The following is a 24,583-nucleotide window of genomic DNA, read 5'->3' on the forward strand; positions in this document are numbered from 1 at the left end:
TTCTTCATGTTCGATTGATCGGAGCTGTTAGCTCCATCAATCGAACATGAAGAGCGCATCATTGCTGAACTGCGCCTCAAACCGCCCGGCCGGCATCGGCCGCCCGAACAGATACCCCTGAACCTCATCACAACCATGTTCACGCAGGAAGTCCAGTTGCTCATGGGTTTCCACACCCTCGGCGATCACCGCCAGGTTCAGGCTGTGGGCCATGGCGATGATGGCCCGGGCGATTTGCGCGTCTTGCTCGCCGGATGGCAAGCCATCGACGAAGGTGCGGTCGATCTTCAGCACGTCGATCGGGAACTGCTTGAGATAATTCAGCGACGAGTAACCGGTGCCGAAGTCATCGACCGCAATGCTCAGTCCGAGATTTTTCAGTCCGGCAAGAATCTGCATCGCCTCGCTGACTTCGCGCATCAGGATGCTTTCGGTCAGTTCAAGCTCCAGGCAGGCCGGCGGCAGGCCGGTTTCGCGCAGGATCGTGGCGATCCGCGTGCCCAGTTGGCCGTCGGAGAACTGCCGTGCGGAAATATTCACCGACACCTTCGGCACGCGCACGCGGTTCTGATGCCAGGTTTTCAGTTGCCGGCAGGCCTCGCTGATCACCCAGTCGCCCACGTCGACCACCAGACCGAGTTCTTCCAGCACCGGAATGAAGTCGCCCGGCGGCACCAGCCCGCGCCGCGGGTGCCGCCAGCGCAACAGCGCCTCGGCGCCGGTCAGGCGTTTGCCGTCGCCGCTGAACTGCGGCTGGTAATACAGGACGAATTCGTTCTGCTCCAGGGCATGGCGCAAATCGCTTTCCAGCTCCAGGCGCTCCAGTGCACTGGCGTTCATGTCGGCCTGATAAAACTGGAAGTTGTTCTTGCCGCGCTCCTTGGCGTGGTACATCGCCGTGTCGGCGTTCTTCATCAACTGGCTGAGTTCGTTGCCGTCCTGCGGACTGAGGGCGATGCCGATACTGGCGGTGACAAAGAACTCGCGACCCTCCAGGACGAACGGGCGCACCAGGCTGCCGAGGATTTGCTCGGCGACGTGGATCGCCCGGTTCAGGGCCAGTTCGCGGCTTGAACGGTGTTGCAGCAGCAGGGTGAACTCATCGCCGCCCATGCGCGCCACGGTGTCGTCTTCGCCGACGCAGGCCAGCAGGCGCGTGGCCATGTCCTTGAGCATGCGATCGCCGGCGGCGTGGCCGAGGGAGTCGTTGATCGGTTTGAACCGGTCGAGATCGAGGAACATCAGCACCACCCACGATTTCTGCCGTTCGGCCGCTTGCAGCGCGGTGTGCAGGCGATCCTGGAACAGCGTGCGATTGGGCAGATGGGTCAGGGCGTCGTAGTAGGCGAGGCGGTGAATGCGCTGTTCGCTGGCCTTGCGTTCGCTGATGTCGCTGAAGAAACACACGTAACTGGCCAGGTCGCCCTCGTCGTCGAGCACCGCAGTAATCCCGACCCACGCCGGGTAGTGCTCGCCGTTACGGCGCTTCATCCAGACTTCGCCTTCCCAGGTGCTGTGCTCGTGCAGTTGCTTGAGCACGTAGCGCAGGTGTGCGTCCTGCTGTTCGTCGACGGTGAGCATGTTCGGCAGTTGATCGAGCACTTCGCTGACGGCATAGCCGCTGACCCGGCTGAAGGCTTCGTTGGCCTGGACAATGTAGCCGGCCGGGTCGGTGATCAGGATCGCCGAGGTTGAATGCTCGAAAACCGTGGCGGCCATGCGCAGGTCTTTTTCCGCGCGGCGCTGCTGGCTGATATCACGGCCGACGCCCAATACGCCTTCGAACGCGCCGTGTTCGTCCCACACCAGCACCAGGCGCAGTTCGATCGGGATCTTGCGGCCGTCCGCACGCAGGCAGTCGAACAGGAACAATTGCGTCTGCACCTGACTGCGCAGCAGGGCCAGTTGCTCGGGCTTGTCCAGCGCTTTGCTGACGCGGTCCATCAGGCTGTAGATGCCGTTCAGTTGCCCCGGGTTGGCGATGGTCGATTGCCAGCCGTTCTGGAAAATCCATTCGGCGTTGTAACCCAGCACCGCCTGCACCGACGGACTGACGTAGTTCAGCGAGAGCTTGCTGTCGGTGGAAAAAATCACATCGCTGATGCTCTCGGCGAGCATGCGGTAGCGCTGCTCGCTGTCGCGCAGCGATTCACTGGCTTCAATCTGTTCGGTGATGTCCTTGGCCACGCCGATGATCCGCGTGACCTGATCGTGCTTGTCGCGGGCCAGCGCCTGTTCGCGAATGTCGAAGCGCCGCCACTTGCCGTCGCGATGGCGGAAACGCAACTGGCATTGCAGCAACTGGCTGTAACCGGCGTGGCGCTGCATTTGCCGTGAGCGATGGTAATAGTCGGCGTCTTCCGGATGCAGAAGGATTTCCCAGAAATACTCGCCCATCTGGTGCAGTTCGCTGCGGTTGTAGCCGAGGGTCTGGCCGAGGTGGTGGTTGCTGAAAATCATCCGCTGGCTGATCACGTCCTGCACATACAGATGATCGGGCACGGTGCGCACCACGTCCGACCAGAAACCTTCGCGTTCCAGCAGGGACAATTCGATCAGCTTGCGGCTGGTGATGTCGTTGATGCTCAGGATGACCGCTTTATAGTCGTGTTGCTCCTGCGGCAAGCGCAGCACCATCCACAGGTGTTGGTCGCGACCGTTGGGGTGCGGCAGCTTGATTTCCAGCTCCAGTTGTTTCTGCTGGAGCAGTACGGCATCGAGTATCTGATTGCCGATCGCACAGTGCGGGTGCGGCTGGCCGTCGATCAGCAACTGCCAGGCCTGGTCGCAGGAATGGACGTCGAGCAGTTGCAGCGCCACCTGATTGACCTCGGTGACGCGCAACTCCTGCAGCAGTTGTTGGCGCTGGCGGGGCTGGTCGAGCCAGGCCTTGAGCTGATCGCCGGTCTGGATCTGCGCCTTGTCAAAAAACTGCTTGAGCCCGGACAGGTCGAGGACGCACAGGGCGACGCCGGTGCCTTCGAAAATATCCTGATAACGTCGCCGGCCTTCGTGCAACTGACGCTGACGACGGCGCATGTTCAGCAGCGCAATCACCGGCAGCATTGAGAATGCCAGGCCCAGCAGGCATTTGCCGATGAACGCCGGCAGCAGTTCTTCGAGCACGCGCTGGCGGTCGAACAGCCCACGCAATTGCCAGTCGCTGCTGCTCAGCGGCACGGTCAGGACGGTGTTGGCCAGATCGTCCGGGGTCAAAACCCCGGGCCTGGCCGAAGGCTGGGCGTCGTCGCGGCTGATGATTTGCTGGTTGACGCGGTTTTCCACCAGCCACAGCGGACGCAGGCCGGTTTCGCCCTGTTGGGTCAGTGAGTCGAAGAACGTCGGCGTCAACCGCAACGCCCAGTAGCCGCGCGTGCTGCCGCTGGCTTGGCGCAGTAGCAGATGCACCACCGAGCCGTCGCTGGCGTTGCTGAAGTAGTGCGCCTGGGCGCGGCTGCGGCGCACCAGTTCGGCGAGATAGTCGGCGTCGGGGCTGTCAGCAGCGCTGTCGCTGATGATTTTTCCCGATGGGCTGAGCAAGGCCATGCTGCGCAGGTCCGGCAGCGATTGCTGCAGCTTGCGCAGCAACACCTGCTGTTCGTCGGTTGTCTGCGGTTGCTCGACGATCGGTAGCAGATTCAGTGCGATCTGCGCGTTCAACGCCATGTTCAGACTGACCTGGGCGGCCAGGTCGGCGGTGTAATCGATGGTGTACTGGCGCTGGTTCTTCTGGGTTTCGCGCAGTTGGTCGAGCAGTTGCCAGAACAATAACGCCAGCAACAGCAACACCAAAGTCGCCAGCGCACCCTTCAATGTCCCGCGCAGGGGCGAGCCGGGCGCCGGTTGGGCGCTGCTCACAGAGGCGGGCGGACTGACATTGGACAAGCTGTGATCCTGCGGATTGGCTGGACTGGCGCGACGTGCACTATAAGCCGGACGCCCAAAGGGCGGCTAGCATGCCTTGAGTCGTGGCGAAGTGCCAGCCCTGCGCGGCTGGACTGCCTTTCATCATTAAGGTAGCTTTGCCGGTTACGCGGGAGCGTTCCAGCTCCTAGACTCAGACTTTTTCCGCGCGCGCGCATTGATAACCATCACGTGAACGGCGCGCATGGTCTGGCCAGGCATCGCCTGTGCTGCAATCATTCATCTGTCACTGACCCAAGGTTCTCCATGGCTCAATACGTCTTCACCATGCATCGGCTGGGCAAAGTTGTTCCGCCGAAGCGGGAAATCCTGAAAAACATTTCGCTGTCCTTTTTTCCCGGCGCCAAGATCGGCGTGCTCGGCCTCAACGGTTCGGGTAAATCCACGCTGCTGAAAATCATGGCCGGCGTCGACACCGAATTCGAAGGCGAAGCCCGTCCGATGCCGGACCTGAACATCGGTTACCTGCCGCAAGAGCCACAACTGGACCCGGCCAAGACCGTGCGTGAAGTGGTCGAGGAAGCGGTCAGCGTGATCAAGGATGCGCAAGCGCGTCTGGACGAGGTCTACGCGGCCTACGCCGACCCGGATGCCGACTTCGACAAGCTCGCCGCCGAACAGGCCAAGCTCGAAGCGATCCTGCAGGCCAGCGACGGCCACAACCTTGAGCGCCAACTGGAAGTCGCCGCCGATGCGTTGCGCCTGCCGGCGTGGGACGCCAAGGTCGAATTCCTCTCCGGTGGTGAAAAGCGCCGTGTCGCCCTCTGCCGTCTGCTGCTGTCCGCCCCGGACATGCTGCTGCTCGACGAACCGACCAACCACCTGGATGCCGACTCCGTGGCGTGGCTGGAGCATTTCCTCCACGACTTCCCGGGCACTGTGGTCGCGATCACGCACGACCGCTACTTCCTCGACAACGTCGCCGGCTGGATCCTGGAACTCGACCGCGGCGCGGGCATTCCTTACGAGGGCAACTATTCGGGCTGGCTCGAAGCCAAGTCCGATCGTCTGGCCCAGGAATCCAAGCAGCAGTCGGCCCACGAAAAGGCTATGAAAGAAGAACTGGAGTGGGTGCGCAAAGGCGCCAAGGCTCGTCAGTCGAAATCCAAGGCCCGTCTGCAACGCTTCGAAGAAATGCAATCGCAGGAATTCCAGAAGCGCAGCGAGACCAACGAGATCTATATCCCGGCCGGCCCACGTCTGGGCGATAAGGTCATCGAGTTCAAGAACGTCACCAAGGGCTATGGCGATCGCGTGCTGATCGACAACCTGTCGTTCTCCATGCCCAAGGGCGCCATCGTCGGCGTGATCGGCGGTAACGGTGCCGGTAAGTCGACGCTGTTCCGCATGCTGATGGGCAAGGAAACGCCAGATTCGGGCAGCATCGAAATCGGCGAAACCGTGCAACTGGCCTGCGTCGACCAGAGCCGCGAAGACCTCGACGGCAGCAAGACCGTGTTCCAGCAGATCTCCGACGGCTCTGACCAGATCCGCATCGGCAACTACGAGATCCCGTCGCGCACCTACGTCGGTCGCTTCAACTTCAAGGGCGGCGACCAGCAGAAGTTCGTCAAGGACCTCTCCGGTGGTGAGCGCGGGCGTCTGCACCTGGCGCTGACGCTGAAGGAGGGCGGTAACGTCCTGCTGCTCGACGAACCGTCCAACGACCTCGACGTGGAAACCCTGCGTTCGCTGGAAGAAGCCCTGCTGGACTTCCCGGGCGCGGCCATTGTGATCTCCCACGATCGGTGGTTCCTGGACCGTGTCGCCACGCACATCCTGGCGTACGAGGACGACTCGCAAGCGGTGTTCTTCGAAGGCAACTACACCGAGTACGAAGCCGACCGCAAAAAGCGCCTCGGCGAAGCGGCTGCCCAGCCACACCGGGTACGTCATAAGAAACTGGCCTGATATCGGGCTGGTTGCAGAAAGAGCGGAGCCTTCGAGCTCCGTTTTTTTTTTGAGTTTTTTCAGCTGAACCGTGGTGGGGCTATCGCGAGCAGGCTCACTCCTACAGGGGGAACGCATTCCCAATTGTAGGAGTGAGCCTGCTCGCGATAGCGGTATCCCTGATAGTGCGAAACCAGAATTGGTAATCCCTGTTCCGTGCAAAATCCCCCAAAAACGCCGCTGATTTATATCCTGTGCACCATTTAATTTCATAACTGCGACATTTTGCTCTATTCCTGTGCGCAATGCGTTTGTTACAGTCCGGCTCAATCTCCTCCAACGACAACAAATTTGCCGAGACTTTTGCCCATGATCGAATCCGTCGAATCCTTCCTTGCGCGCCTGAAAAAACGCGACCCGGATCAACCCGAATTTCATCAGGCCGTCGAAGAAGTGCTGCGCAGTCTGTGGCCGTTTCTCGAAGCCCATCCGCATTACCTGACGTCGGGGATTCTGGAGCGCGTCTGCGAGCCGGAGCGTGCGGTGGTGTTTCGCGTGTCGTGGGTCGACGATCTGGGCAAGGTCCAGGTCAATCGCGGTTTCCGTATCCAGATGAACAGCGCCATCGGCCCGTACAAGGGCGGCTTGCGTTTCCATCCATCGGTGAACATGGGCGTGCTGAAATTCCTCGCCTTCGAACAGACTTTCAAGAATTCCCTGACCTCGCTGCCCATGGGCGGCGGCAAGGGCGGGTCGGACTTCGATCCGAAGGGCAAGAGTGACGCCGAGGTCATGCGTTTCTGTCAGGCGTTCATGAGCGAGTTGTATCGCCACATCGGCGCTGACGTAGATGTACCGGCCGGCGATATTGGTGTCGGTGCGCGTGAGATCGGGTTCCTGTTCGGCCAGTACAAACGCCTGAGCAACCAGTTCACCAGTGTACTGACGGGCAAAGGCATGACCTATGGCGGCAGCCTGATCCGTCCGGAAGCCACCGGTTTTGGCTGCGTGTATTTCGCTGAGGAAATGCTCAAGCGACGCGGGCTGAGCGTGGAGGGCAAACGCGTGGCGATTTCCGGTTCCGGCAACGTCGCGCAATACGCGGCGCGCAAGGTAATGGACCTGGGCGGCAAGGTGATTTCCCTGTCCGACTCTGAAGGTACGTTGTATTGCGAAGCCGGATTGACCGAGAAGCAGTGGCGGGCGCTGCTGGAATTGAAGAACGTCAAACGCGGGCGCATCAGTGAACTGGCGGACGCCCATGGTCTGGAGTTCCGCGCCGCACAGCATCCTTGGTCGCTGCCGTGCGACATCGCGTTGCCATGCGCCACGCAGAACGAGCTCGACGCCGACGCCGCACGCACATTGCTGCGCAACGGCTGCGTCTGTGTGGCCGAGGGCGCGAACATGCCGACTACGCTTGCGGCTGTGGATATCTTTATCGAGGCCGGGATTTTGTTTGCGCCGGGCAAAGCTTCCAATGCAGGCGGCGTCGCGGTGAGCGGTCTGGAGATGTCGCAAAACGCCATGCGTCTGCTGTGGACAGCGGGCGAGGTGGACAGCAAGCTGCACGCGATCATGCAGTCGATCCACCACGCCTGCGTGCATTACGGCGACGAAAACGGCCAGGTCAATTACGTCAAAGGCGCGAACATCGCCGGTTTCGTCAAAGTCGCCGATGCGATGCTGGCCCAGGGCGTGGTTTAAGCCGGTTCGATGCGGATCACTTCAATCAATTGATCGCCGGCAGGACGCTGCCACAACACTTCATCGTTGCGCCGGGCGCCGAGCAAGGCCCGGCCCAGCGGTGAAGCCCAATTGATCAGGCCCTGACTGGCGTCGGCCTGATCTTCACCGACCAGTTGCACACGATGTTCCGTGTCGTGTTCGTCGGCGAAAGTCACCCGGCTGCCGATCTGCACTTTGTCGGTCGAGGTCGCGGCAAGCGCCACTTGGGCACTGCTCAGGCGCTGAGTGAAGTAGCGCAGATCCCGTTGCAAATCCGCCAGCCGCTGTTTGTCGGCCTGTTCGCCCCTGGCGGTTTGCTCGGCGTGCAAGGTTTGCAGCTCGGCGACTTTCGCCTGCAATTGCGCCAGCCCTTGTGGGGTGACGTAATTGGGCTGCGTGCTGACCTGACGCTCGACGGGCTGATCGGCTTGTGCGGCGGCGTTATCTTCGTTAACAAAAGCGCGGCTCATGGTGTCCTCCTCTATGAGGTTTGGGCCATGCTCGCAGGTATTTGGTTTCACCGGATATCTGCCAGCGACCTAGGGCGAGCGATAAGCCCGCCCGGCGTCCTGGTCTTTCTGCTGCTGCCAGGCGCGCTCGCGCTCGTCCCAATGCGCGTTGCGATATTGCTCGCGATCGCGGTTTTCGAGCATCGCCTGACACTGGCGAAAACCGTCGCTCCAGCCTTCGGCGTACTGCTCGTCCTTGAGATAGCGCGGCACGTTCTTGCGAAATTCGCCGCTGATTGAGCCGGCCGCCTGGCGGCCACTGATGCAACCGTCATCAAAACCGTCGGCGAAGGCGGGTGGATAACCCTTGGCGATCAGATCTTCATGAGTGGTCTGGCAACCGCCCAGCACCAGTAAAACGCCCAACACACTCACGCACCGCCACATCGCATTCTCCCGCGCCGGTTTTTGACTGATAAGGGAAGTCTAGAAGGGGATTGGTCGGACGCTGGTGAAAGGCATGTCAGTAATTTGTTGAACAGCACAAATGCAAATATGGGAACGGGCTTGCTCGCGAAGCGGTGTGCCAGTCAATATTTGAGTTGCCTGACACGACGCCTTCGCGAGCAAGCCCGCTCCCACAGGGGGATTTGTGCTGTGTTCTGGATCAATAGTGATACCACTTCACTTCCAGCATGACTTCAGTCTCAGGGCTGGCGAGCTGGCTGAACTCGCGCTGCGCACTCAAACGCAATCCCAGGTTGCGCGACAGTTCCCACTGCTGATTCAGGCTCAGGCTGCGGCGCACTTCACCGTTGAAAAAATAATCGCCCTTGGCTTCCAGGCTCAAGTTGCCCAGCGGGTTTTTCCACAGCACGCCCGTGTTGAAACCGCCCGCTGGGGAGACGAATTCGGCGAAGTCATTGTTGTGTTCCACCCGCACCGTGCCGAGGGCAAACCCGAGCACGTCTTCGCCTAACTGCCACGTACCGCCGCCGCCGCCGTTGACGTGGCTGACCAGCGTTTCGTCATCATGCTTGCCGGGCACCCGCTCAAGACCGCCGGTAACTTGCCACGACCACGGTTGCAGCAGCTCGTTGCGCGGTGTCAGCGAACGAATCGTCGCCAGATCCAGTTGTTGCAACTGCCAGTCGTTGCCTTCGTACTGGCGCAGTTTCAACTGCAGGATTTCAATCTGCGCACCGAGGGGGAAACTTTCAGCGTTGTCGTTGAGGTCGTGATAGGCCATGCGCAAGCCGTACTCGCCAAACGCGCGATCGCCGCGAGTACCGAGGCCAGCCTGCCAGGTGCGAGATTCATGGCCGTCTTCGGGCAGACCGGGCTGCGGGATGTCCAGCTCCGGTGTCGGATTTTTGTTGATCGCGCGCAACAGTTCGAAACTGCGCTGCGCTCGTTGCGGGTCGCGTTCCTGGCCGTTGGCGCGGTAACGCTCAAGGCGATAGGCGGCATCGACGATCAACGCCTGACGATCGCGGGGCAGCGCTTTGAACGTCGCCTCCTGCAAGACTTGTTGATCGGCGCTGACTTTCAGCACCCACTGCTGTTCGTCGTCGCTCAACGGCTCGGCGCGACTGAGCAATTCACGCTCGCGAGACGGCCGGTATTCGATGTGCTCGACCAGTCCGGCCTCTTTCACCGCTTTGACGGTGTCGGTGGGGATCGCGGTCAGCGGGAACTGTTCGGTCAGGCGCAGGCTCGGCCGCGCCACTTGCAGCAGTTCGAGCAAGCGATACGAGCAGTTTTCATCGAAGAAGAAATAGTCGAACTGAATCTGCTTCAACTCCCACACATGCTCGACCATGCGGGCGGTTTCTTCCTGAGTCAGGTTGAGCCGGTATTCCCACAGGTCGCGGTTTTCCAGGCTGCGGTATTCGGAGAGTTTTTCCTGATAGGGCACCAGCGCGAACAGCCCGGGGTAGCCGCCCATCAGGCCTTTCCAGGCATAGAGAATGCTGTTGTCGGAGCCTTCGATATAGGCGCCGAAGTTGATTGCGTAGCTGAGCAGCGAAGTCTTGTCGGCTTGCACGTCGGCCTGATCGATGCGCAGCAGGGTATGGCCGAACATCGACGAAGGGCTGTTGAGATACGCCGCCGGGAAAATCATCACTGCGCTGTGCGGCGAGACGTCCTTGAACCATTTCTTGTACTCGACGCAGGCCGGCGTCGGCAGATCGGTCAGGTTGAGCTGCGCCTTCAGCCAGCGCGTACGCGCCGGGTAAACGCATTGCGCGTGTTGCTCGCCGAGGCTGGCCGGGGCGTACAACGCCTGCACGGTGGCGGCGAGTTCGCGCTCGGGATGCTCGTTGCCATCGGGCGCCAGAAAGAACTTTTTATCGCTGACATAGCTGCGCCAGCCGCCGAGCTTGGCGGTTTCGTAATGACCGAGGGAAATCCAGAAGCGGTCGTTGGCCAGTTGCTGCAAACGTTGAGGATCGATGTGAGGCGCGGCGGACAGCGGGGCGCAGACACAGAGCGCCAGCCAGGCAAGGCGTTTGAGCATAGGTGGCAACTTATCGAAAGAAAAACAAAGATCCCAAGCCGTAAATACCGTTCAGCCGCTGTGGCGAGCGAGCTTGCTCGCGCTGGAGTGCGCAGCGCTCCCTGTTTTTTCAAGAGCGGGGCCGCTTCGCATCCCAGCGGGAGCAAGCTCCCTCGCCACAGGGTACAGCGCATGTCTTCGACTGAGCTGGCATCGCTAAAAAAGGGCGGGCCATAAAAAATAAAACCCGCTTCCCGAAAGAAGCGGGTGGGGTCGAGCTTAAGCCTGAGTTGCGTACTTGGCCAGACGTGGGTCTGCCTTGAGTACCGCCAGGGTGTTGGTATGCACGTCTTCAGCGGTCACGTCAGCTTTGCTGAAGATCTGCTGGAAGTGCTGGTGAGTCACTTGCGCAAAGTGCGCGCGATCTTCCGGTGCTACGCCCAGTACCACGGCATAAGTCGTCAGCGCTTCGCCGTTGCCTTTGGCCATGTCTTCGGACAGCTCGTTCATCATGCCATTCATGGCGAACCAGGATTTGCCGCCATAAGTCAGCGACGCGTTGGTCGAGCAACCGTTGGTGCCGGAAGTCATACCGAACGTGGCGTTACCGGAAGTGCCGTTGGTGGTAGAAGCAAGGAAGTGCGCCGGAGTGCCACGCTGACCTTCGAACAGCATGTTGCCCCAACCGCAATCCGGGCCGCCCGGGGCTTGCGCCATTGCGTTGATGGATACAGCGGTGAAGAGAGTACCGAGAAGAATCCGTTTCATAGCTTTGTTCTCTTTATGTGCATACCAATGGACAGGGTTCTGGCCCTTTTGACGCGGTCTGCGACAGCGCCAAAAGTGTCAGGGGGCCGGTATTAGTTCCAGCCGCGCAGTTTGGAGTTTAGGCACGTTCCAGCGGTTCCGTGATTTTTTACAAAATATTTGGAATAAACCCCGGTTTCAAGGGGCGCGTCGCAGGCCCGGCCACTTGTCTATGCTTTGTTGGTGGCGCGCCTTGCCAGTAGGGCACGGGCAGCGCCAGAATGCCGCTACTTGCCCCGCCTGATTGTTAAGGAAGCCCGATGCCTGATCCTGTTGCTGCCAGCCTGCGTCTTGCGCCCGAAGCGCTGACTCGTCCGTTTTCCGCTGAACAGTTCAGCTTCACTACCACCAATGATCTGGAGCCCTTTCGCGGTGTGCTCGGCCAGGAACGTGCGGTCGAAGCCTTGCAGTTCGGTGTGGCCATGCCACGCCCCGGTTACAACGTATTCGTCATGGGCGAGCCCGGCACCGGGCGCTTCTCGTTCGTCAAACGCTACCTGAAGGCCGAAGGCAAGCGCCTGCAGACCCCGGCAGACTGGGTCTACGTGAACAATTTCGATGAGCCGCGCGAACCGCGCGCACTGGAGTTGCCGTCCGGCAGCGCCGCCTCGTTCATCGGCGACATCAACGGTCTTATCGACAACCTGCTGGCGACTTTTCCGGCGGTCTTCGAGCATCCGTCCTACCAGCAGAAGAAAAGCGCCATCGACCGCGCCTTCAACCAGCGCTACGACAAGGCGCTGGATATCATCGAGCGCCTGGCCCTGGAAAAAGACGTCGCCCTGTACCGCGACAGCAGCAACATCGCCTTCACGCCGATGCTTGAAGGCAAAGCGCTGGACGAAGCCGAGTTTGCCCAGTTGCCGGAAGCCGAGCGCGAGCGTTTTCACACGGATATTTCCGGCCTCGAAGAGCGCCTGAACGAAGAACTCGCCAGCCTGCCGCAGTGGAAGCGCGAATCAAACAATCAACTGCGCCAGCTCAACGAAGAGACCATCACGCTGGCCTTGCAGCCATTGCTGGCGCCGCTGTCGGAAAAATACGCTGAAAACGCTGCCGTCTGCGGGTACTTGCAGGCGATGCAGGTTTACTTGTTGAAAACCGTGGTCGAGCAACTGGTCGACGACAGCAAGACCGATGCCGTCGCCCGCAAGTTACTCGAAGAGCAATACGCGCCAAGCCTGGTGGTCGGTCATCCGGCCAGCGGTGGCGCGCCGGTGGTGTTCGAGCCGCACCCTACTTACGAAAACCTGTTCGGCCGCATCGAGTACACCACCGACCAGGGCGCGCTCTACACCACCTATCGGCAGCTACGCCCGGGCGCACTGCATCGGGCCAACGGCGGCTTCCTGATTCTGGAAGCGGAAAAAATGCTCAGCGAGCCGTTCGTGTGGGATGCGCTCAAGCGCGCCCTGCAATCGCGCAAGCTGAAAATGGAATCGCCGCTGGGCGAGATGGGCCGTTTCGCCACCGTGACCCTCAACCCGCAGCACATTCCGTTGCAGGTCAAAGTCATCATCATCGGTGCGCGTCAGTTGTATTACACGCTGCAGGACCTCGATCCGGACTTCCAGGAAATGTTCCGCGTGCTGGTCGATTTTGACGAAGACATTCCGATGGTCGATGAAAGCCTCGAGCAGTTCGCCCAGTTGCTGAAAACCCGCACCTCGGAAGAAGGCATGGCGCCTTTGACGGCCGATGCGGTGGCGCGCCTGGCGACCTACAGCGCGCGGCTGGCCGAGCATCAGGGGCGTTTGTCGGCGCGCATTGGCGACCTGTTCCAATTGGTCAGCGAGGCGGATTTCATTCGTCACTTGGCCAGCGATGAAATGACCGATGCCGGCCACATCGAACGCGCGCTCAAAGCCAAGGCCACCCGCACCGGGCGCGTATCGGCGCGGATTCTCGACGACATGCTTGCCGGAATCATCCTCATCGACACCGACGGCGCGGCAGTCGGCAAGTGCAACGGCCTGACGGTGCTTGAGGTCGGCGACTCTGCATTCGGCGTACCGGCGCGGATTTCCGCCACGGTCTACCCGGGCGGCAGCGGCATTGTCGACATCGAGCGCGAGGTCAACCTCGGCCAGCCGATCCACTCCAAAGGCGTGATGATCCTCACTGGTTACCTGGGCAGCCGTTACGCGCAGGAATTCCCGCTGGCGATTTCCGCAAGCATCGCGCTGGAGCAATCCTACGGTTACGTCGATGGCGACAGTGCATCGCTGGGCGAGGCGTGCACGCTGATCTCGGCGCTGTCGAAAACCCCGCTCAAGCAGTGTTTTGCGATTACCGGCTCGATCAACCAGTTCGGTGAAGTGCAGGCGGTCGGCGGAGTCAACGAGAAGATCGAAGGCTTCTTCCGTCTCTGCGAGGCACGCGGGCTGACCGGCGAGCAAGGCGCGATCATCCCGCACGCCAACGTCGCCACGCTGATGCTCGATGAGAAAGTCTTGGCGGCGGTGCGCGCCGGGCAATTCCATGTCTACGCCGTGCGTCAGGCCGACGAGGCGCTTAGCCTGCTGGCCGGCGAACCGGCGGGCGAGCCAAATGCCGACGGCGAATTCCCGGAAGGCAGCATCAATGCACGGGTGGTCGAGCGCCTGCGCGACATTGCCGAGATGATCAGCGAAGAGGACTTGAAGGAGGCCGAGAAAGAACTGGCGCAGGAGGCCCTCGCCGAAGCGAAACCGGCTTGACAGGCTTGCAGTGAACTTTGTGGGAGGGGGCTTGCTCCCGAAAGCGGTCTATCAGTTGACGAATCTGTTGCCTGACATACCGCTTTCGGGAGCAAGCCCCCTCCCACAGTTGTTTTGCCTCAATTGTTTTTTGTGGTGATCTTCGGGGAAAACGCCACTACTCTGGCGTCAAACTTCACACAATGACCATTCGGCGCCTTCTGGTTTCATTTGGCGTGCGCCGGACACTTTTCTTCTATTCTCAGGTCAAGGATATCGACAGTATCACTGGATCGAGCCAGTCCTCCCGTGGGGGCTGAATACCGGCTTCACCGAGGGTCGCCGCCATGTCGCGCAACCTCTGTCTCACCCGTCAATGCCTGGGTCTGGTGACCCGGATCGAATGCGCCGTCAAGCCGTTGGCCGGCGATAACGGCCTCTGGACGCTGCTCTTCGCCGCCGGCATGGCCGGCGAACAACCTTCCGCGATCAAAGCCCAGGGCCCGTTCCATGGGCCGGTCGCTGCCGAGTCGATTCTCGACACCATCGTCGAAAGCCTGACCCTGCATGGCTACGAACTGGCCGATGATCCGCAGATCTGGAGTCTGCACCTGCAAGCTCAGTTGCGGCAGATCAATGGCGGCCGCGGGCGCAGTCTCAACGGTTAAGGGGCCGCTTCGTCCACCGGCGCCTTGTCGAGCTTGACCTCGAAGCCGTATTGCACGGTGGTCAGGTCGGTGCGCTGATAGGTTTCCACGCGGGTGGGGTGGCCATAGAAATAGTGCACGCCGAGCAACGCCGGGCCTTCTGCGCTGGCGTCGTGGCTGACCGACAGCATCTGCTTGAGATAGTGGCCGCTGTCATCCTTGACGAAAAAACGCCACTCGTTGGCCGGGAACGCTTTCAGGTCTACCACCAGCGTGTTGTCCTTGATCGCCAGGCCTTTGGGCAATGACTTGGCGTCATGGGACTGCTTTGCGATCGTGGCCAGAAACAACGGCATCGAACCCACGGCAATCGCCGGGGTTTCCGGGAACAGGTTCAGATCGTAAGTAATGGTCGCTTGCAGCGGATCGACCTGATACGCCTCGGGCGGCAGTTCGATCGGCTCGTCGAGTTTGCCGCCGCGCTTTTCAGTAAAGAATGTCACCGGGCTGACGCCGGGATTGAGTTCATCGCCGAGCAATTCGTCATTGAAGGTGCGGCGGTGGGAAAACTCGATGCGCGCCGCGCTCGGCTCTTCCACCGATTGATGGATACGCACGCCAGCCTTCAGTTGCTCTTGCGTCAGGTCCGCGCCTTTGAGCCAGTTTGCGGCCAGATCGTCGTAAACCACTACCGGCAGGTCCAACGGCTGAACGGCTTTTGCGGTGGTGTGCGGGTTGAAGGTGCGAATCGGCAGGTCCAGGGTTTTGCGCGTTACCGTCGCCGCGGAGAAATCGAGCACGCTGACTTCCAGCGTTTCGATCGGTCCGTGAAAGTAAACCTTGTTGTAGCGACGCGGATGCGCTTTTTCAAAGGCTTGCTGATCGTCGCCGAGCTGTTTCTCCAGCGTATCGCTCCAGCTCTTTTGCTGTTGCAACTGCGCCAGTTGTTTGCGGTAGAACGCGACCTGCTCCGGGCTTTCGTTGATCGCACCGGCGCGTACCAGATACTGGCCGCTGGCGTCGCGGGCCTGGACAATCAGCGGATTGATGCGCGTCTCGGCGACTTCCGGGGCCAGCGGCAGGCTGTTGCTGACTTCGACCTCGGCGTAGTTCTTTTCAAGTTTGAGCAGTTTGACGCTGAGGTTATCGTGGGTGCGAGTCTGGCCAACGTCTTTGTGCGTCAGATCGAAGCTGTACAGGCGCCGTGGCGCGATGACTTCGACCTCACCTTGCAGGCTGACCGGCTGCGGCAGGCTTTTTTTGTCCACGTTGAGGCCGTCGATGAACGGGTAGGTCACGGTCAGGTCATCGGGGTTGGTTACGTTGGAACTGGAAGGGCTGAGCTGAATGCCGGGATCGGTTTCCGACCACTCTGGCTGAAAGGCAATGACGCGTTTGTTGCTCAGCGTCACCGAACGCCACTCGATGCCATGGGGGAACAGAAACCCGCCGGGGATGTTCAGGTTGAAGGGGAACACGGGTTGCAGATCGGTGAGGTAATCGGAGCTGGCGTCCTTGTGCAGCACGAACAGGCCATTGATAAACGTATCGACCAACGCCTGTGGAGTAGGGTAGTGCTTTAGCACGGCAAGGGCGTCTGCGCCGTATTCGGTGTGCGGCGCGATGTCATCGAGCTTGAGTTGGGCTCTTTCCAGCAACAGCAGCGAACCGCCGAGTTCGGTGATCGCGTCCTTGAGCTTCGGATCGCCGATGGCGTCCAGTGACTGTTCGAATGTAGCGGTTTTTTCCTCGAGCTTCGCCACGTGCTTTTCATCGCCGGGCGAGCAGCCGCCCACCAGCAGGGCAAGGCAGATTCCGGCGGTCGTCATTGGCAATCGCACATCCATTTCCACGCGTCCTGTCCACTGTCGCTGGGCTGTCGATGACTTGGACACTAGCAGAAAAACTTTGTCACACACACGCCCGCAGGTGGCGGATTTTTCGGCGGTTTCTGGCTGTCACAGGGGACTGTTATACTCGTCGCCATTTCCAGCCCCCTTGTGTGAGATTCAATGGAACGCTTTATCGAAAATGCAATGTACGCCACGCGCTGGCTGCTGGCGCCGATCTACATCGGCCTGTCCCTCGGTCTGCTGGCGCTGGCATTGAAGTTTTTCCAGGAAATCGTCCATATCCTGCCCAACGTGTTTGCGATGGCCGAATCGGAACTGATTCTGGTGCTGCTGTCGCTGATTGACATGGCGCTGGTGGGCGGTCTGCTGGTGATGGTGATGATTTCCGGCTACGAGAACTTCGTCTCGCAACTGGACATCGACGAGGGCAAAGAGAAGCTCAGCTGGCTGGGCACCATGGACTCCTCGTCGCTGAAGATGAAAGTCGCCGCCTCGATCGTGGCGATTTCCTCGATTCACCTGTTGCGCATCTTCATGGATGCCAAGAACGTCGATCCCGAGCACTTGATGTGGTACGTGATCATTCACATGACGTTTGTGATCTCGGCATTCGCCATGGGTTACCTCGACAAGGTCACCAAGCACTGATCGACAGCCGATCAAGGCTGCAAGGAAACCGCCCGTCTGTTGCGAAACAGACGGGCGGTTTCGTTTGTGGCTTGTGCTTTGAGGCACGTCGGCCTATCCCTGTAACGGTACGATTCGCCAACGGTGTGAGGTGCGCTCATGAACCTGCAAGAGTTGAATGCGTTTGCCGTCGCCGGCAAGGTCGATGAATTGAATCTGATCTCCATGGAAGGCGGGATCTATCTGCTTGAAGCGCGGATGCACGGGGCGGCATATCCGTTGAACGGTCCGCTGGGGAAAACTCTCACCCTGCGTTCGGTCGAGCATGCGCGGGACGTGTTGCACGCTTTTCCGGTGCTGCCCTTCAATCTGGTCCATACCTCGGTGCACGATGAAATGTGTGGCCTGGGCGGTGGCATCAATGAAAGTCTGAAAGTACCGCTGGCCTGGCGCTCGGCCCTGTAGGCACGGCCCCAATGCCTGGGTATCTGTGCTAGTCTGCTCGCCCTTTTGGTTCCGGGCGCGCCGGGACGCGCTGTGCACGCACGGCAAGTCTTTTTGGCCGTCCGCACAGCGGAGCAGTGTCATGTCCGAAGTAAATCTGTCCACCGACGAAACCCGCGTCAGCTACGGTATCGGCCGTCAGTTGGGTGACCAGCTGCGCGACAACCCGCCACCGGGCGTCAGCCTGGACGCGATTCTGGCCGGTCTGACCGACGCTTTCGCCGGCAAGCCAAGCCGTGTTGGCCAGGAAGAAATGTCCGCCAGCTTCAAGGTGATCCGCGAAATCATGCAGGCCGAAGCAGCAGCCAAGGCTGAAGCGGCTGCTGGCGAAGGCTTGGCATTCCTGGCTGAAAACGCCAAGCGTGACGGCATCACCACCCTGGCCTCCGGCCTGCAATTCGAAGTGCTGACCCAGGGCGACGGCGCCAAGCCGACCCGTGAAGATCAAGTGCGCACTCACTACCACGGCACGCTGATCGACGGCACCGTGTTCGACAGCTCCTACGAGCGCGGCCAGCCTGCCGAATTCCCGGTTGGCGGCGTGATCGCTGGCTGGACCGAAGCCCTGCAACTGATGAATGCCGGCAGCAAATGGCGTCTGTACGTGCCGAGCGAACTGGCTTACGGCGCTCAAGGCGTTGGCAGCATCCCGCCGCACAGCGTTCTGGTATTCGACGTCGAGCTGCTGGACGTTCTGTAATCCCGAGCCTGTCGCGATGATGGGCTAATGTGGGAGCGAGCCTGCTCGCGAAGGCGGTGTGTCATTCAACGATGATGTTGAACGTTATGGCCTCTTCGCGAGCAAGCCCGCTCCCACAGGGCTCGCTCCGACATGTTGCCGTTTCATATTTCAATCTTGTTGTGCAGCTCAGTGGTCGGGCGCAACGCCCGGGCATAGCAGAACAGGAACAGATTGCGCACCAACTCCTTAAGTACCAGCGGCTCGCTGGAGTTCAGGCTGCTGACGTCCAGATCCCCCTGGTCTTGCAATTCATGCAGGGCTTCTTCTTCAAGCACCGCACAGACCTCTCCGGTTTCCCGATGAAGGATTCTGAGGTATGGGTGTGGGCGATCCAGCCAGGCGTCGATCAAATAAGTCATGGGTCTCATCTCCTTGAAAGGTTTCAATGAGAATAATTCTTATTCATCAAATAGCAAGTGCCTATTGGCGGATCGTGATTTTTTCTGCGGGAGTCCTGTGGGAGCGAGCCTGCTCGCGAAGGGGGCAAAATAGGGATTCATTGAGGCAAAGCGGGGAAGGCGAAGCTCCATCCCACGGCTGGCGCGGGATGGATGACGCAAGGCTCAGACTTTTCTGACGAACTCGGATTTGAGTTTCATCGGGCCGATGCCGTCGATCTTGCAGTCGATGTCGTGATCGCCGTCGCACAGGCGGATGTTCTTGACCTTGGTGCCGACCTTGACCACCAGGGACGTGCCCTTGACCTTCAGGTCCTTGATCACGGTGATGGTATCGCCGTCCTGCAGAACGTTACCGACCGAATCTTTTTTCACAGCATCATCGGACGCCACTTCGGCTTCGCCGCTGGCGGACCACTCGTGGGCGCACTCCGGGCAGACCAGTTGGCTACCGTCTTCGTAGGTGTATTCGGAATTGCATTTCGGGCAGGGTGGCAACGTGCTCACTAAGATTCCTTGGGTATCAGGAGGGCTAAAGGGCGCACATTGTATAGGGTTTTATTGCGAGGCGGGTGATGAGGGGCTTTTGTGGCGAGGGAGCTTGCTCCCGCTGGGCTGCGAAGCAGCCCTGTTGACCGTGCGGTCGCTGCGCAACCGAGCGGGAGCAAGCTCCCTCGCCACAAAGCTCGCAATCAGTGCGTGCGGGCTACCGCGAACTCGCTCAGTTCCACCAGCGCATCGCGATACTCGCTGGCTGGCAGTGCTTCGAGGCATTTGATCGCACGGGCTACGTAATCGCGGGCCAGTTGCGCGGTATATTCCAGCGAACCGGAGGCTTCAACGGCGATGCGGATACTCTCCAGATCTTCGATCCCGCCTTTCTGGATCGCCTGGCGCACCAGCGCCGCCTGTTCAGGCGTGCCCTCGCGCATGGTGTAGATCAGCGGCAGGGTCGGCTTGCCTTCGGCCAGATCGTCGCCAACGTTCTTGCCCAGGGTTTCTGCGTCACCCTTGTAGTCGAGCAGGTCGTCGACCAGTTGGAAGGCCACGCCCAGGTGATCGCCGAAGGTACGCAAGGCTTCAGCCTGTTCAGGGCTTGCCTCGCACAGGGCCGCCGCGCTATGGGTCGAAGCCTCGAAGAGCATCGCGGTCTTGCCGCGGATGACTTCCATGTAGGTTTCTTCGGTGGTGCTGGCGTCGCGCACCTTGGACAGTTGCAACACTTCGCCCTCGGCGATGATGCGCGTGGCCTGGGAGAGGATTTTCATCACGGGCATCGAGCCCAGCTCGACCATCATTTCGAACGAGCGCGAATAAAGGAAGTCGCCGACCAGCACGCTCGGAGCGTTACCCCACATGGCGTTGGCGGTGGAGCGGCCACGGCGCATGCCGGACATGTCGACGACGTCGTCATGCAGCAGGGTTGCGGTGTGCAGGAATTCGATGGTGGCGGCCAGCAGGCGCAGATCGTCGCCTTCGCGACCCAGGGCCTTGCCACACAGCAAAACTAATAAAGGACGCAGGCGTTTGCCGCCAGCCGAGGTGATGTAATCGCCGATTTTCGATACCAGCGGCACTCGAGACGTCAGCTGCTTCTTGATGATGCCGTCGACGGCGCTAAAATCGTCCGCCACCGCGCGGTAGAAAGCTTGGGGTTGCATCAGCGAGAGTCGCTCCAGAAGGGTTGCGCGGCATGCTAGGACCCCCATCCGGACCTGTCAAGGCGCGATGGACGGCTACTTGCAAGCGTACGGCGGCTTGCGTACAATCGCGCACCCTGAACTTCCTGGGCAGCACCTGCCTTACGCAATTGCTAGCGGGCCTTCCAGCCCCATGCAGCCATGCCAGCCAATACCTCTTCCTATAAAGAGCTGGGTGAGCAGGATTATCGGAGAAATACCATGTCTTATGCAGTAATCGTTACTGGCGGCAAGCAATACAAGGTCGCCCCAGGTGAATACCTGAAGATCGAAAAACTGGAAGTCGCTACCGGCGAATCCGTTACCTTTGATCGCGTTCTGTTGGTTGCCAATGGCGACGACGTGAATATCGGCGCTCCAGTTGTTGCTGGTGCTACCGTTGTGGCTGAAGTGATCTCCCAAGGTCGTCACGATAAAGTCCGCATCATCAAGTTCCGTCGCCGTAAGCACCACATGAAGCGTATGGGCCACCGCCAGTGGTACACCGAGATCAAAATCACCGGTATTCAGGCTTAATTACAGCCTAATTCCTCACTAGGAGAATTGAACTCATGGCACACAAAAAAGCTGGTGGTAGTACCCGTAACGGTCGCGACTCAGAAGCCAAACGCCTTGGCGTCAAGATGTATGGCGGCCAGAAAATCATTCCGGGCAACATCATCGTGCGTCAGCGCGGCACCCAATTCCACGCCGGTTACGGTGTAGGCATGGGTAAGGATCACACCCTCTTCGCGAAAATCGAAGGCGTGATCAAGTTTGAAGTAAAAGGCGCGTTCAACCGCCGTTACGTGAGCGTTGTCGCAGCCTAACTGCGAGATCGCTGGAAAAGCCCTGTCTCGCGACGGGGCTTTTTCGTTTGTGGGGTGAGTCTCTTGCAAAGCTGTTTGTATGGGCTGTCGGCGTGCGATGCAGGTCGTGTTTTGGGGTCGCTGCGCTCATTTTTGCAAGAGTCTTATGTCTTGATTGTTTTTCGGCTCGTCCGTACGGCGAGAGGCGTTGGTTATGAAGTTTGTTGATGAAGTATCGATTCGTGTAAAGGCTGGCGACGGTGGCAATGGCGCCATGAGTTTCCGCCGTGAAAAGTTCATTGAAAACGGTGGCCCGAACGGCGGTGACGGCGGTGACGGCGGTTCCATCTACATGATGGCCGACGAAAACCTCAACACCCTGGTCGACTATCGTTATACCCGCCACTTCGATGCCGAGCGTGGCTCCAATGGTGGCAGCACCGACTGCACCGGCAAGAAGGGTGAAGACCTGATCCTGCGTGTGCCGGTCGGCACCACGGTGATCGACTCTGCCACTCAGGAAGTCATCGGCGACCTGACCAAGGCTGGTCAGAAACTGATGGTGGTGCAGGGCGGCTGGCACGGTCTGGGCAACACCCGTTTCAAATCCAGTACCAACCGTGCGCCGCGTCAGACCACGCCGGGCAAGCCGGGCGAGCAGCGCGATCTCAAGCTGGAAATGAAAGTGCTGGCCGACGTCGGTCTGCTGGGCTTGCCGAACGCCGGTAAAAGTACCTTTATCCGTTCGGTGTCGGCTGCCAAGCCGAAAGTCGCCGACTACCCGTTCACCACGCTGGTGCCGAACCTGGGTGTGGTCAGTGTCGATCGCTGGAAAAGCTTCGTCATTGCCGACATTCCGGGTCTGATCGAAGGCGCTTCCGACGGTGCCGGCCTGGGTATTCGCTTCCTCAAGCACTTGGCGCGTACGCGTTTGCTGCTGCACCTTGTCGATATGGCGCCGCTGGACGATTCCAGTGCTCCGGACGCGGCAGAAGTGATCGTCAACGAGCTGATCAAGTTCAGTCCGTCGCTGGCTGAGCGTGATCGCTGGCTGGTGCTGAACAAGTGCGACCAGATTCTTGAAGAAGAGCACGATGCCCGCGTCAAGGAAATCGTTGATCGTCTGGAGTGGACCGGCCCGGTTTACGTGATCTCGGCCATCGCCAAGATCGGTACCGAGCGTCTGTGCCACGACATCATGCGTTACATGGAAGACCGTGCCGACCGTCTGGCCGCAGACCCTGCGTACAAGGAAGAGCTGGCCGATCTCGATCAGCGCATCGAAGACGAGGCGCGTGCGCAGTTGCAAGCGCTGGATGACAAGCGTGCCCTGCGTCGCAGCGGCGTGAAGTCGGTCCATGACATCGGCGACGATGACTGGGACGAAGAAGATGTGGATGACGAAGACGGTCCGGAAATCATTTACGTGCGTGACTGATCTGTTGCGATAAACTTGAACGCCGCTCAATCGAGCGGCGTTTTAGTATCCGAAAATCGATCGTTGGTCACCAATAACCACGATTAACGTCACGGGCAGTGCTGGGTCGCGCTGTCCTCAAGCTAAGGTTGAAGATGATGCGGAGCAAGGTGACAGGTGCGCAGCGTTGGGTCGTGAAGATCGGCAGCGCGTTGCTGACGGCTGATGGCAAAGGGCTGGATCGTGCGGCAATGGGTGTCTGGGTCGAGCAGATGGTGGCCTTGCACGAGGCGGGCGTCGAGTTGGTGCTGGTGTCCTCCGGGGCAGTGGCGGCGGGCATGAGTCGCTTGGGCTGGACCGCGCGACCCAGTGCGATGCACGAGCTCCAGGCGGCCGCCGCAATTGGTCAGATGGGGCTGGTGCAGGCGTGGGAATCGAGCTTCGCCGAGCATGGCCGGCACACCGCGCAGATTCTCCTGACCCACGACGACCTGTCCGACCGCAAGCGCTACCTGAACGCCCGCAGCACCTTGCGCGCACTGGTCGAGCTGAAAGTCATCCCGGTGATCAACGAAAACGACACCGTGGTCACCGATGAAATCCGTTTCGGCGACAACGATACCCTGGCGGCGCTGGTGGCCAACCTGGTTGAGGCGGATCTGCTGGTGATCCTCACGGATCGCGACGGCATGTTCGATGCCGATCCGCGCAACAACCCTGATGCGAAGATGATCTTTGAGGCGCGCGCCGATGATCCGACGCTGGATGCAGTGGCGGGCGGTACCGGCGGTGCGCTGGGGCGTGGCGGCATGCAGACCAAGTTGCGCGCGGCGCGACTGGCGGCACGTTCCGGGGCGCACACGATTATTGTTGGTGGGCGTCTTGAGCGAGTGCTTGACCGTCTGAAGGCTGGCGAGCGCATCGGCACCTTGCTCTCGCCTGAGCGTGGCATGCTGGCGGCGCGCAAGCAGTGGCTGGCCGGGCATCTGCAAACCCGCGGTACGCTGGTGCTGGACGATGGCGCAGTGTCGGCGCTGTCCCAGGGTAACAAGAGCTTGTTGCCGGTCGGCGTCAAGCTGGTGCAGGGCAGCTTCCGTCGTGGCGAAATGGTGGTTTGCGTGGCGCCGGACGGTCGTGAGATCGCCCGTGGCCTGGCCAACTACAGTGCGCTGGAAGCACAAAAAATCATCGGTCAGTCGTCGGATGCGATTGTCGGTTTGCTCGGTTACATGGCGGAGCCGGAACTGGTTCACCGTGACAACCTGATTCTGGTCTAAGGAAAACTCGATGCGCGTAGCAAAAGGATTGTTGGCCTTGCTGATGGCAATGCCATTGCTGGCTTCGGCCGAGGAAATCGGCCAGGTATCGACAGTGTTCAAATTTGTCGGGCCGAATGACCGGATAGTGGTCGAGGCATTCGATGATCCGAAAGTTGAAGGTGTGACCTGCTACCTGTCGCGCGCCAAGACCGGCGGTGTGAAGGGTGGGCTGGGTCTGGCCGAAGATCGTGCTGAAGCGTCGATCGCATGCCGGCAGGTCGGCCCGATCAAATTCAAAGGCGAGCTGAAGGATGGCGATGAGGTGTTCAAGGAGCGCACCTCGCTGGTGTTCAAGACCATGCAAGTGGTGCGCTTTCTCGACAAGAAGCGCAATACGCTGGTGTACCTGGTCTACAGCGATCGCCTGATCGAGGGCAGTCCGCAGAATGCGGTCACTGCCATTCCGATTCTGCCGTGGGTGCCGGTCCAGCAATAACCACCACCAATCCAACTGTAGGAGTGAGCCTGCTCGCGATAGCGGTGTGTCAGATAGAAATCTTCATCTGAGACACCGCTATCGCGAGCAGGCTCACTCCTACATTTTTTAGCGTCGCATTCACCAAATCACAGGCAATAAAAAACCGACCCTGAGGTCGGTTTTTTAATGACTAC

General features: G+C 60.0%; 21 protein-coding genes. 12 read left to right on the plus strand and 9 right to left on the minus strand.

From position 1 onward, the window contains the following. Nucleotides 1–36: 36 nt before the first annotated feature. Nucleotides 37–3,885, minus strand: coding sequence for a cyclic di-GMP receptor MorA (gene morA, locus HU743_RS16545; protein ID WP_186649870.1), 3,849 nt, complete (start codon nt 3,883–3,885; stop codon nt 37–39). A 285-nt stretch (nt 3,886–4,170) separates the two neighbouring features. Between morA and ettA the strand changes: the two genes are divergently transcribed. Both ettA and gdhA read left to right on the plus strand, forming a co-directional pair. Beyond that, complete coding sequence (gene ettA / locus HU743_RS16550; protein ID WP_186623954.1) at nt 4,171–5,835, plus strand: energy-dependent translational throttle protein EttA; 1,665 nt, start codon at nt 4,171–4,173, stop codon at nt 5,833–5,835. Between the two features lie 348 nt (nt 5,836–6,183). Continuing rightward, nucleotides 6,184–7,521: an NADP-specific glutamate dehydrogenase gene (gene gdhA / locus HU743_RS16555; RefSeq protein ID WP_186649873.1), complete on the plus strand. Its 1,338-nt coding sequence runs from the start codon at nt 6,184–6,186 to the stop codon at nt 7,519–7,521. Here gdhA and HU743_RS16560 read toward each other — a convergent pair. From HU743_RS16560 to HU743_RS16575, 4 genes are all read right to left on the minus strand, one after another. After that, nucleotides 7,518–8,012, minus strand: a complete 495-nt coding sequence (locus HU743_RS16560) for a GreA/GreB family elongation factor (RefSeq protein WP_186622423.1) — start codon at nt 8,010–8,012, stop codon at nt 7,518–7,520. The genes gdhA and HU743_RS16560 overlap by 4 nt on opposite strands. A 69-nt stretch (nt 8,013–8,081) precedes the next feature. Then, nucleotides 8,082–8,438 (minus strand): hypothetical protein, encoded by a 357-nt coding sequence (locus HU743_RS16565; protein WP_186649874.1) that lies wholly within the window; start codon nt 8,436–8,438, stop codon nt 8,082–8,084. A 220-nt stretch (nt 8,439–8,658) separates the two neighbouring features. Next, nucleotides 8,659–10,512: a DUF4105 domain-containing protein gene (locus HU743_RS16570; RefSeq protein ID WP_186649877.1), complete on the minus strand. Its 1,854-nt coding sequence runs from the start codon at nt 10,510–10,512 to the stop codon at nt 8,659–8,661. 258 nt (nt 10,513–10,770) lie between these two features. Further along, entirely contained in the window at nt 10,771–11,259 is a 489-nt protein-coding gene (locus tag HU743_RS16575; protein WP_186546862.1) for a DUF3015 domain-containing protein, read from the minus strand. A gap of 299 nt (nt 11,260–11,558) precedes the next feature. Here HU743_RS16575 and HU743_RS16580 point away from each other — a divergent pair, with 299 nt between their 5' ends. Then, nucleotides 11,559–13,997: an ATP-binding protein gene (locus tag HU743_RS16580; RefSeq protein ID WP_186546863.1), complete on the plus strand. Its 2,439-nt coding sequence runs from the start codon at nt 11,559–11,561 to the stop codon at nt 13,995–13,997. 326 nt (nt 13,998–14,323) lie between these two features. Further along, nucleotides 14,324–14,644 carry a hypothetical protein gene (locus HU743_RS16585; RefSeq protein WP_186546864.1) on the plus strand — a complete coding sequence of 107 codons (321 nt, stop codon included), beginning with the start codon at nt 14,324–14,326 and terminating at the stop codon, nt 14,642–14,644. Here HU743_RS16585 and HU743_RS16590 read toward each other — a convergent pair. Further along, nucleotides 14,641–16,470, minus strand: coding sequence for a hypothetical protein (locus HU743_RS16590; RefSeq protein WP_186649880.1), 1,830 nt, complete (start codon nt 16,468–16,470; stop codon nt 14,641–14,643). The two genes, HU743_RS16585 and HU743_RS16590, sit on opposite strands and share 4 nt — an antisense overlap. Before the next feature lie 165 nt (nt 16,471–16,635). On the opposite strand from HU743_RS16590, the gene HU743_RS16595 reads away from it, so the two are divergent. From HU743_RS16595 to HU743_RS16605, 3 genes are all read left to right on the plus strand, one after another. Next, nucleotides 16,636–17,124: a TIGR00645 family protein gene (locus HU743_RS16595; RefSeq protein ID WP_090286455.1), complete on the plus strand. Its 489-nt coding sequence runs from the start codon at nt 16,636–16,638 to the stop codon at nt 17,122–17,124. Nucleotides 17,125–17,262: 138 nt separating this feature from the next. Continuing rightward, entirely contained in the window at nt 17,263–17,568 is a 306-nt protein-coding gene (locus HU743_RS16600) for a DUF6482 family protein (protein WP_186649883.1), read from the plus strand. Between the two features lie 121 nt (nt 17,569–17,689). Then, a complete protein-coding gene (locus HU743_RS16605; RefSeq protein ID WP_016773117.1) occupies nt 17,690–18,307 on the plus strand; it encodes an FKBP-type peptidyl-prolyl cis-trans isomerase in 618 nt (205 codons plus the stop codon). A gap of 143 nt (nt 18,308–18,450) precedes the next feature. Here the strand turns inward: HU743_RS16605 and HU743_RS16610 are convergent, their stop codons facing one another. From HU743_RS16610 to HU743_RS16620, 3 genes are all read right to left on the minus strand, one after another. Next, complete coding sequence (locus tag HU743_RS16610; protein ID WP_186546867.1) at nt 18,451–18,708, minus strand: hypothetical protein; 258 nt, start codon at nt 18,706–18,708, stop codon at nt 18,451–18,453. 204 nt (nt 18,709–18,912) lie between these two features. Beyond that, nucleotides 18,913–19,254: a zinc ribbon domain-containing protein YjdM gene (locus tag HU743_RS16615; RefSeq protein WP_186546868.1), complete on the minus strand. Its 342-nt coding sequence runs from the start codon at nt 19,252–19,254 to the stop codon at nt 18,913–18,915. Nucleotides 19,255–19,439: 185 nt separating this feature from the next. Beyond that, nucleotides 19,440–20,408, minus strand: coding sequence for a polyprenyl synthetase family protein (locus HU743_RS16620; RefSeq protein ID WP_186546869.1), 969 nt, complete (start codon nt 20,406–20,408; stop codon nt 19,440–19,442). Between the two features lie 240 nt (nt 20,409–20,648). Between HU743_RS16620 and rplU the strand changes: the two genes are divergently transcribed. From rplU to HU743_RS16645, 5 genes are all read left to right on the plus strand, one after another. After that, complete coding sequence (gene rplU / locus HU743_RS16625) at nt 20,649–20,963, plus strand: 50S ribosomal protein L21 (protein ID WP_007950961.1); 315 nt, start codon at nt 20,649–20,651, stop codon at nt 20,961–20,963. 35 nt (nt 20,964–20,998) lie between these two features. Continuing rightward, a complete protein-coding gene (gene rpmA, locus HU743_RS16630) occupies nt 20,999–21,256 on the plus strand; it encodes a 50S ribosomal protein L27 (RefSeq protein ID WP_003176049.1) in 258 nt (85 codons plus the stop codon). 193 nt (nt 21,257–21,449) lie between these two features. Then, the gene (gene cgtA / locus HU743_RS16635; protein ID WP_016773122.1) at nt 21,450–22,673 is read left to right on the plus strand and encodes an Obg family GTPase CgtA; all 1,224 of its coding nucleotides are present in this window, start codon (nt 21,450–21,452) and stop codon (nt 22,671–22,673) included. A gap of 137 nt (nt 22,674–22,810) precedes the next feature. Next, nucleotides 22,811–23,929 carry a glutamate 5-kinase gene (gene proB, locus HU743_RS16640; RefSeq protein ID WP_186546870.1) on the plus strand — a complete coding sequence of 373 codons (1,119 nt, stop codon included), beginning with the start codon at nt 22,811–22,813 and terminating at the stop codon, nt 23,927–23,929. A gap of 10 nt (nt 23,930–23,939) precedes the next feature. After that, nucleotides 23,940–24,407, plus strand: a complete 468-nt coding sequence (locus tag HU743_RS16645; protein WP_186546871.1) for a CreA family protein — start codon at nt 23,940–23,942, stop codon at nt 24,405–24,407. The last annotated feature ends 176 nt before the right edge of the window (nt 24,408–24,583 follow it).

Origin of the sequence: Pseudomonas sp. SWRI99 (assembly GCF_014270125.1) — a bacterium.
Taxonomy (GTDB): Bacteria; Pseudomonadota; Gammaproteobacteria; order Pseudomonadales; family Pseudomonadaceae; genus Aquipseudomonas; species Aquipseudomonas hamedanensis.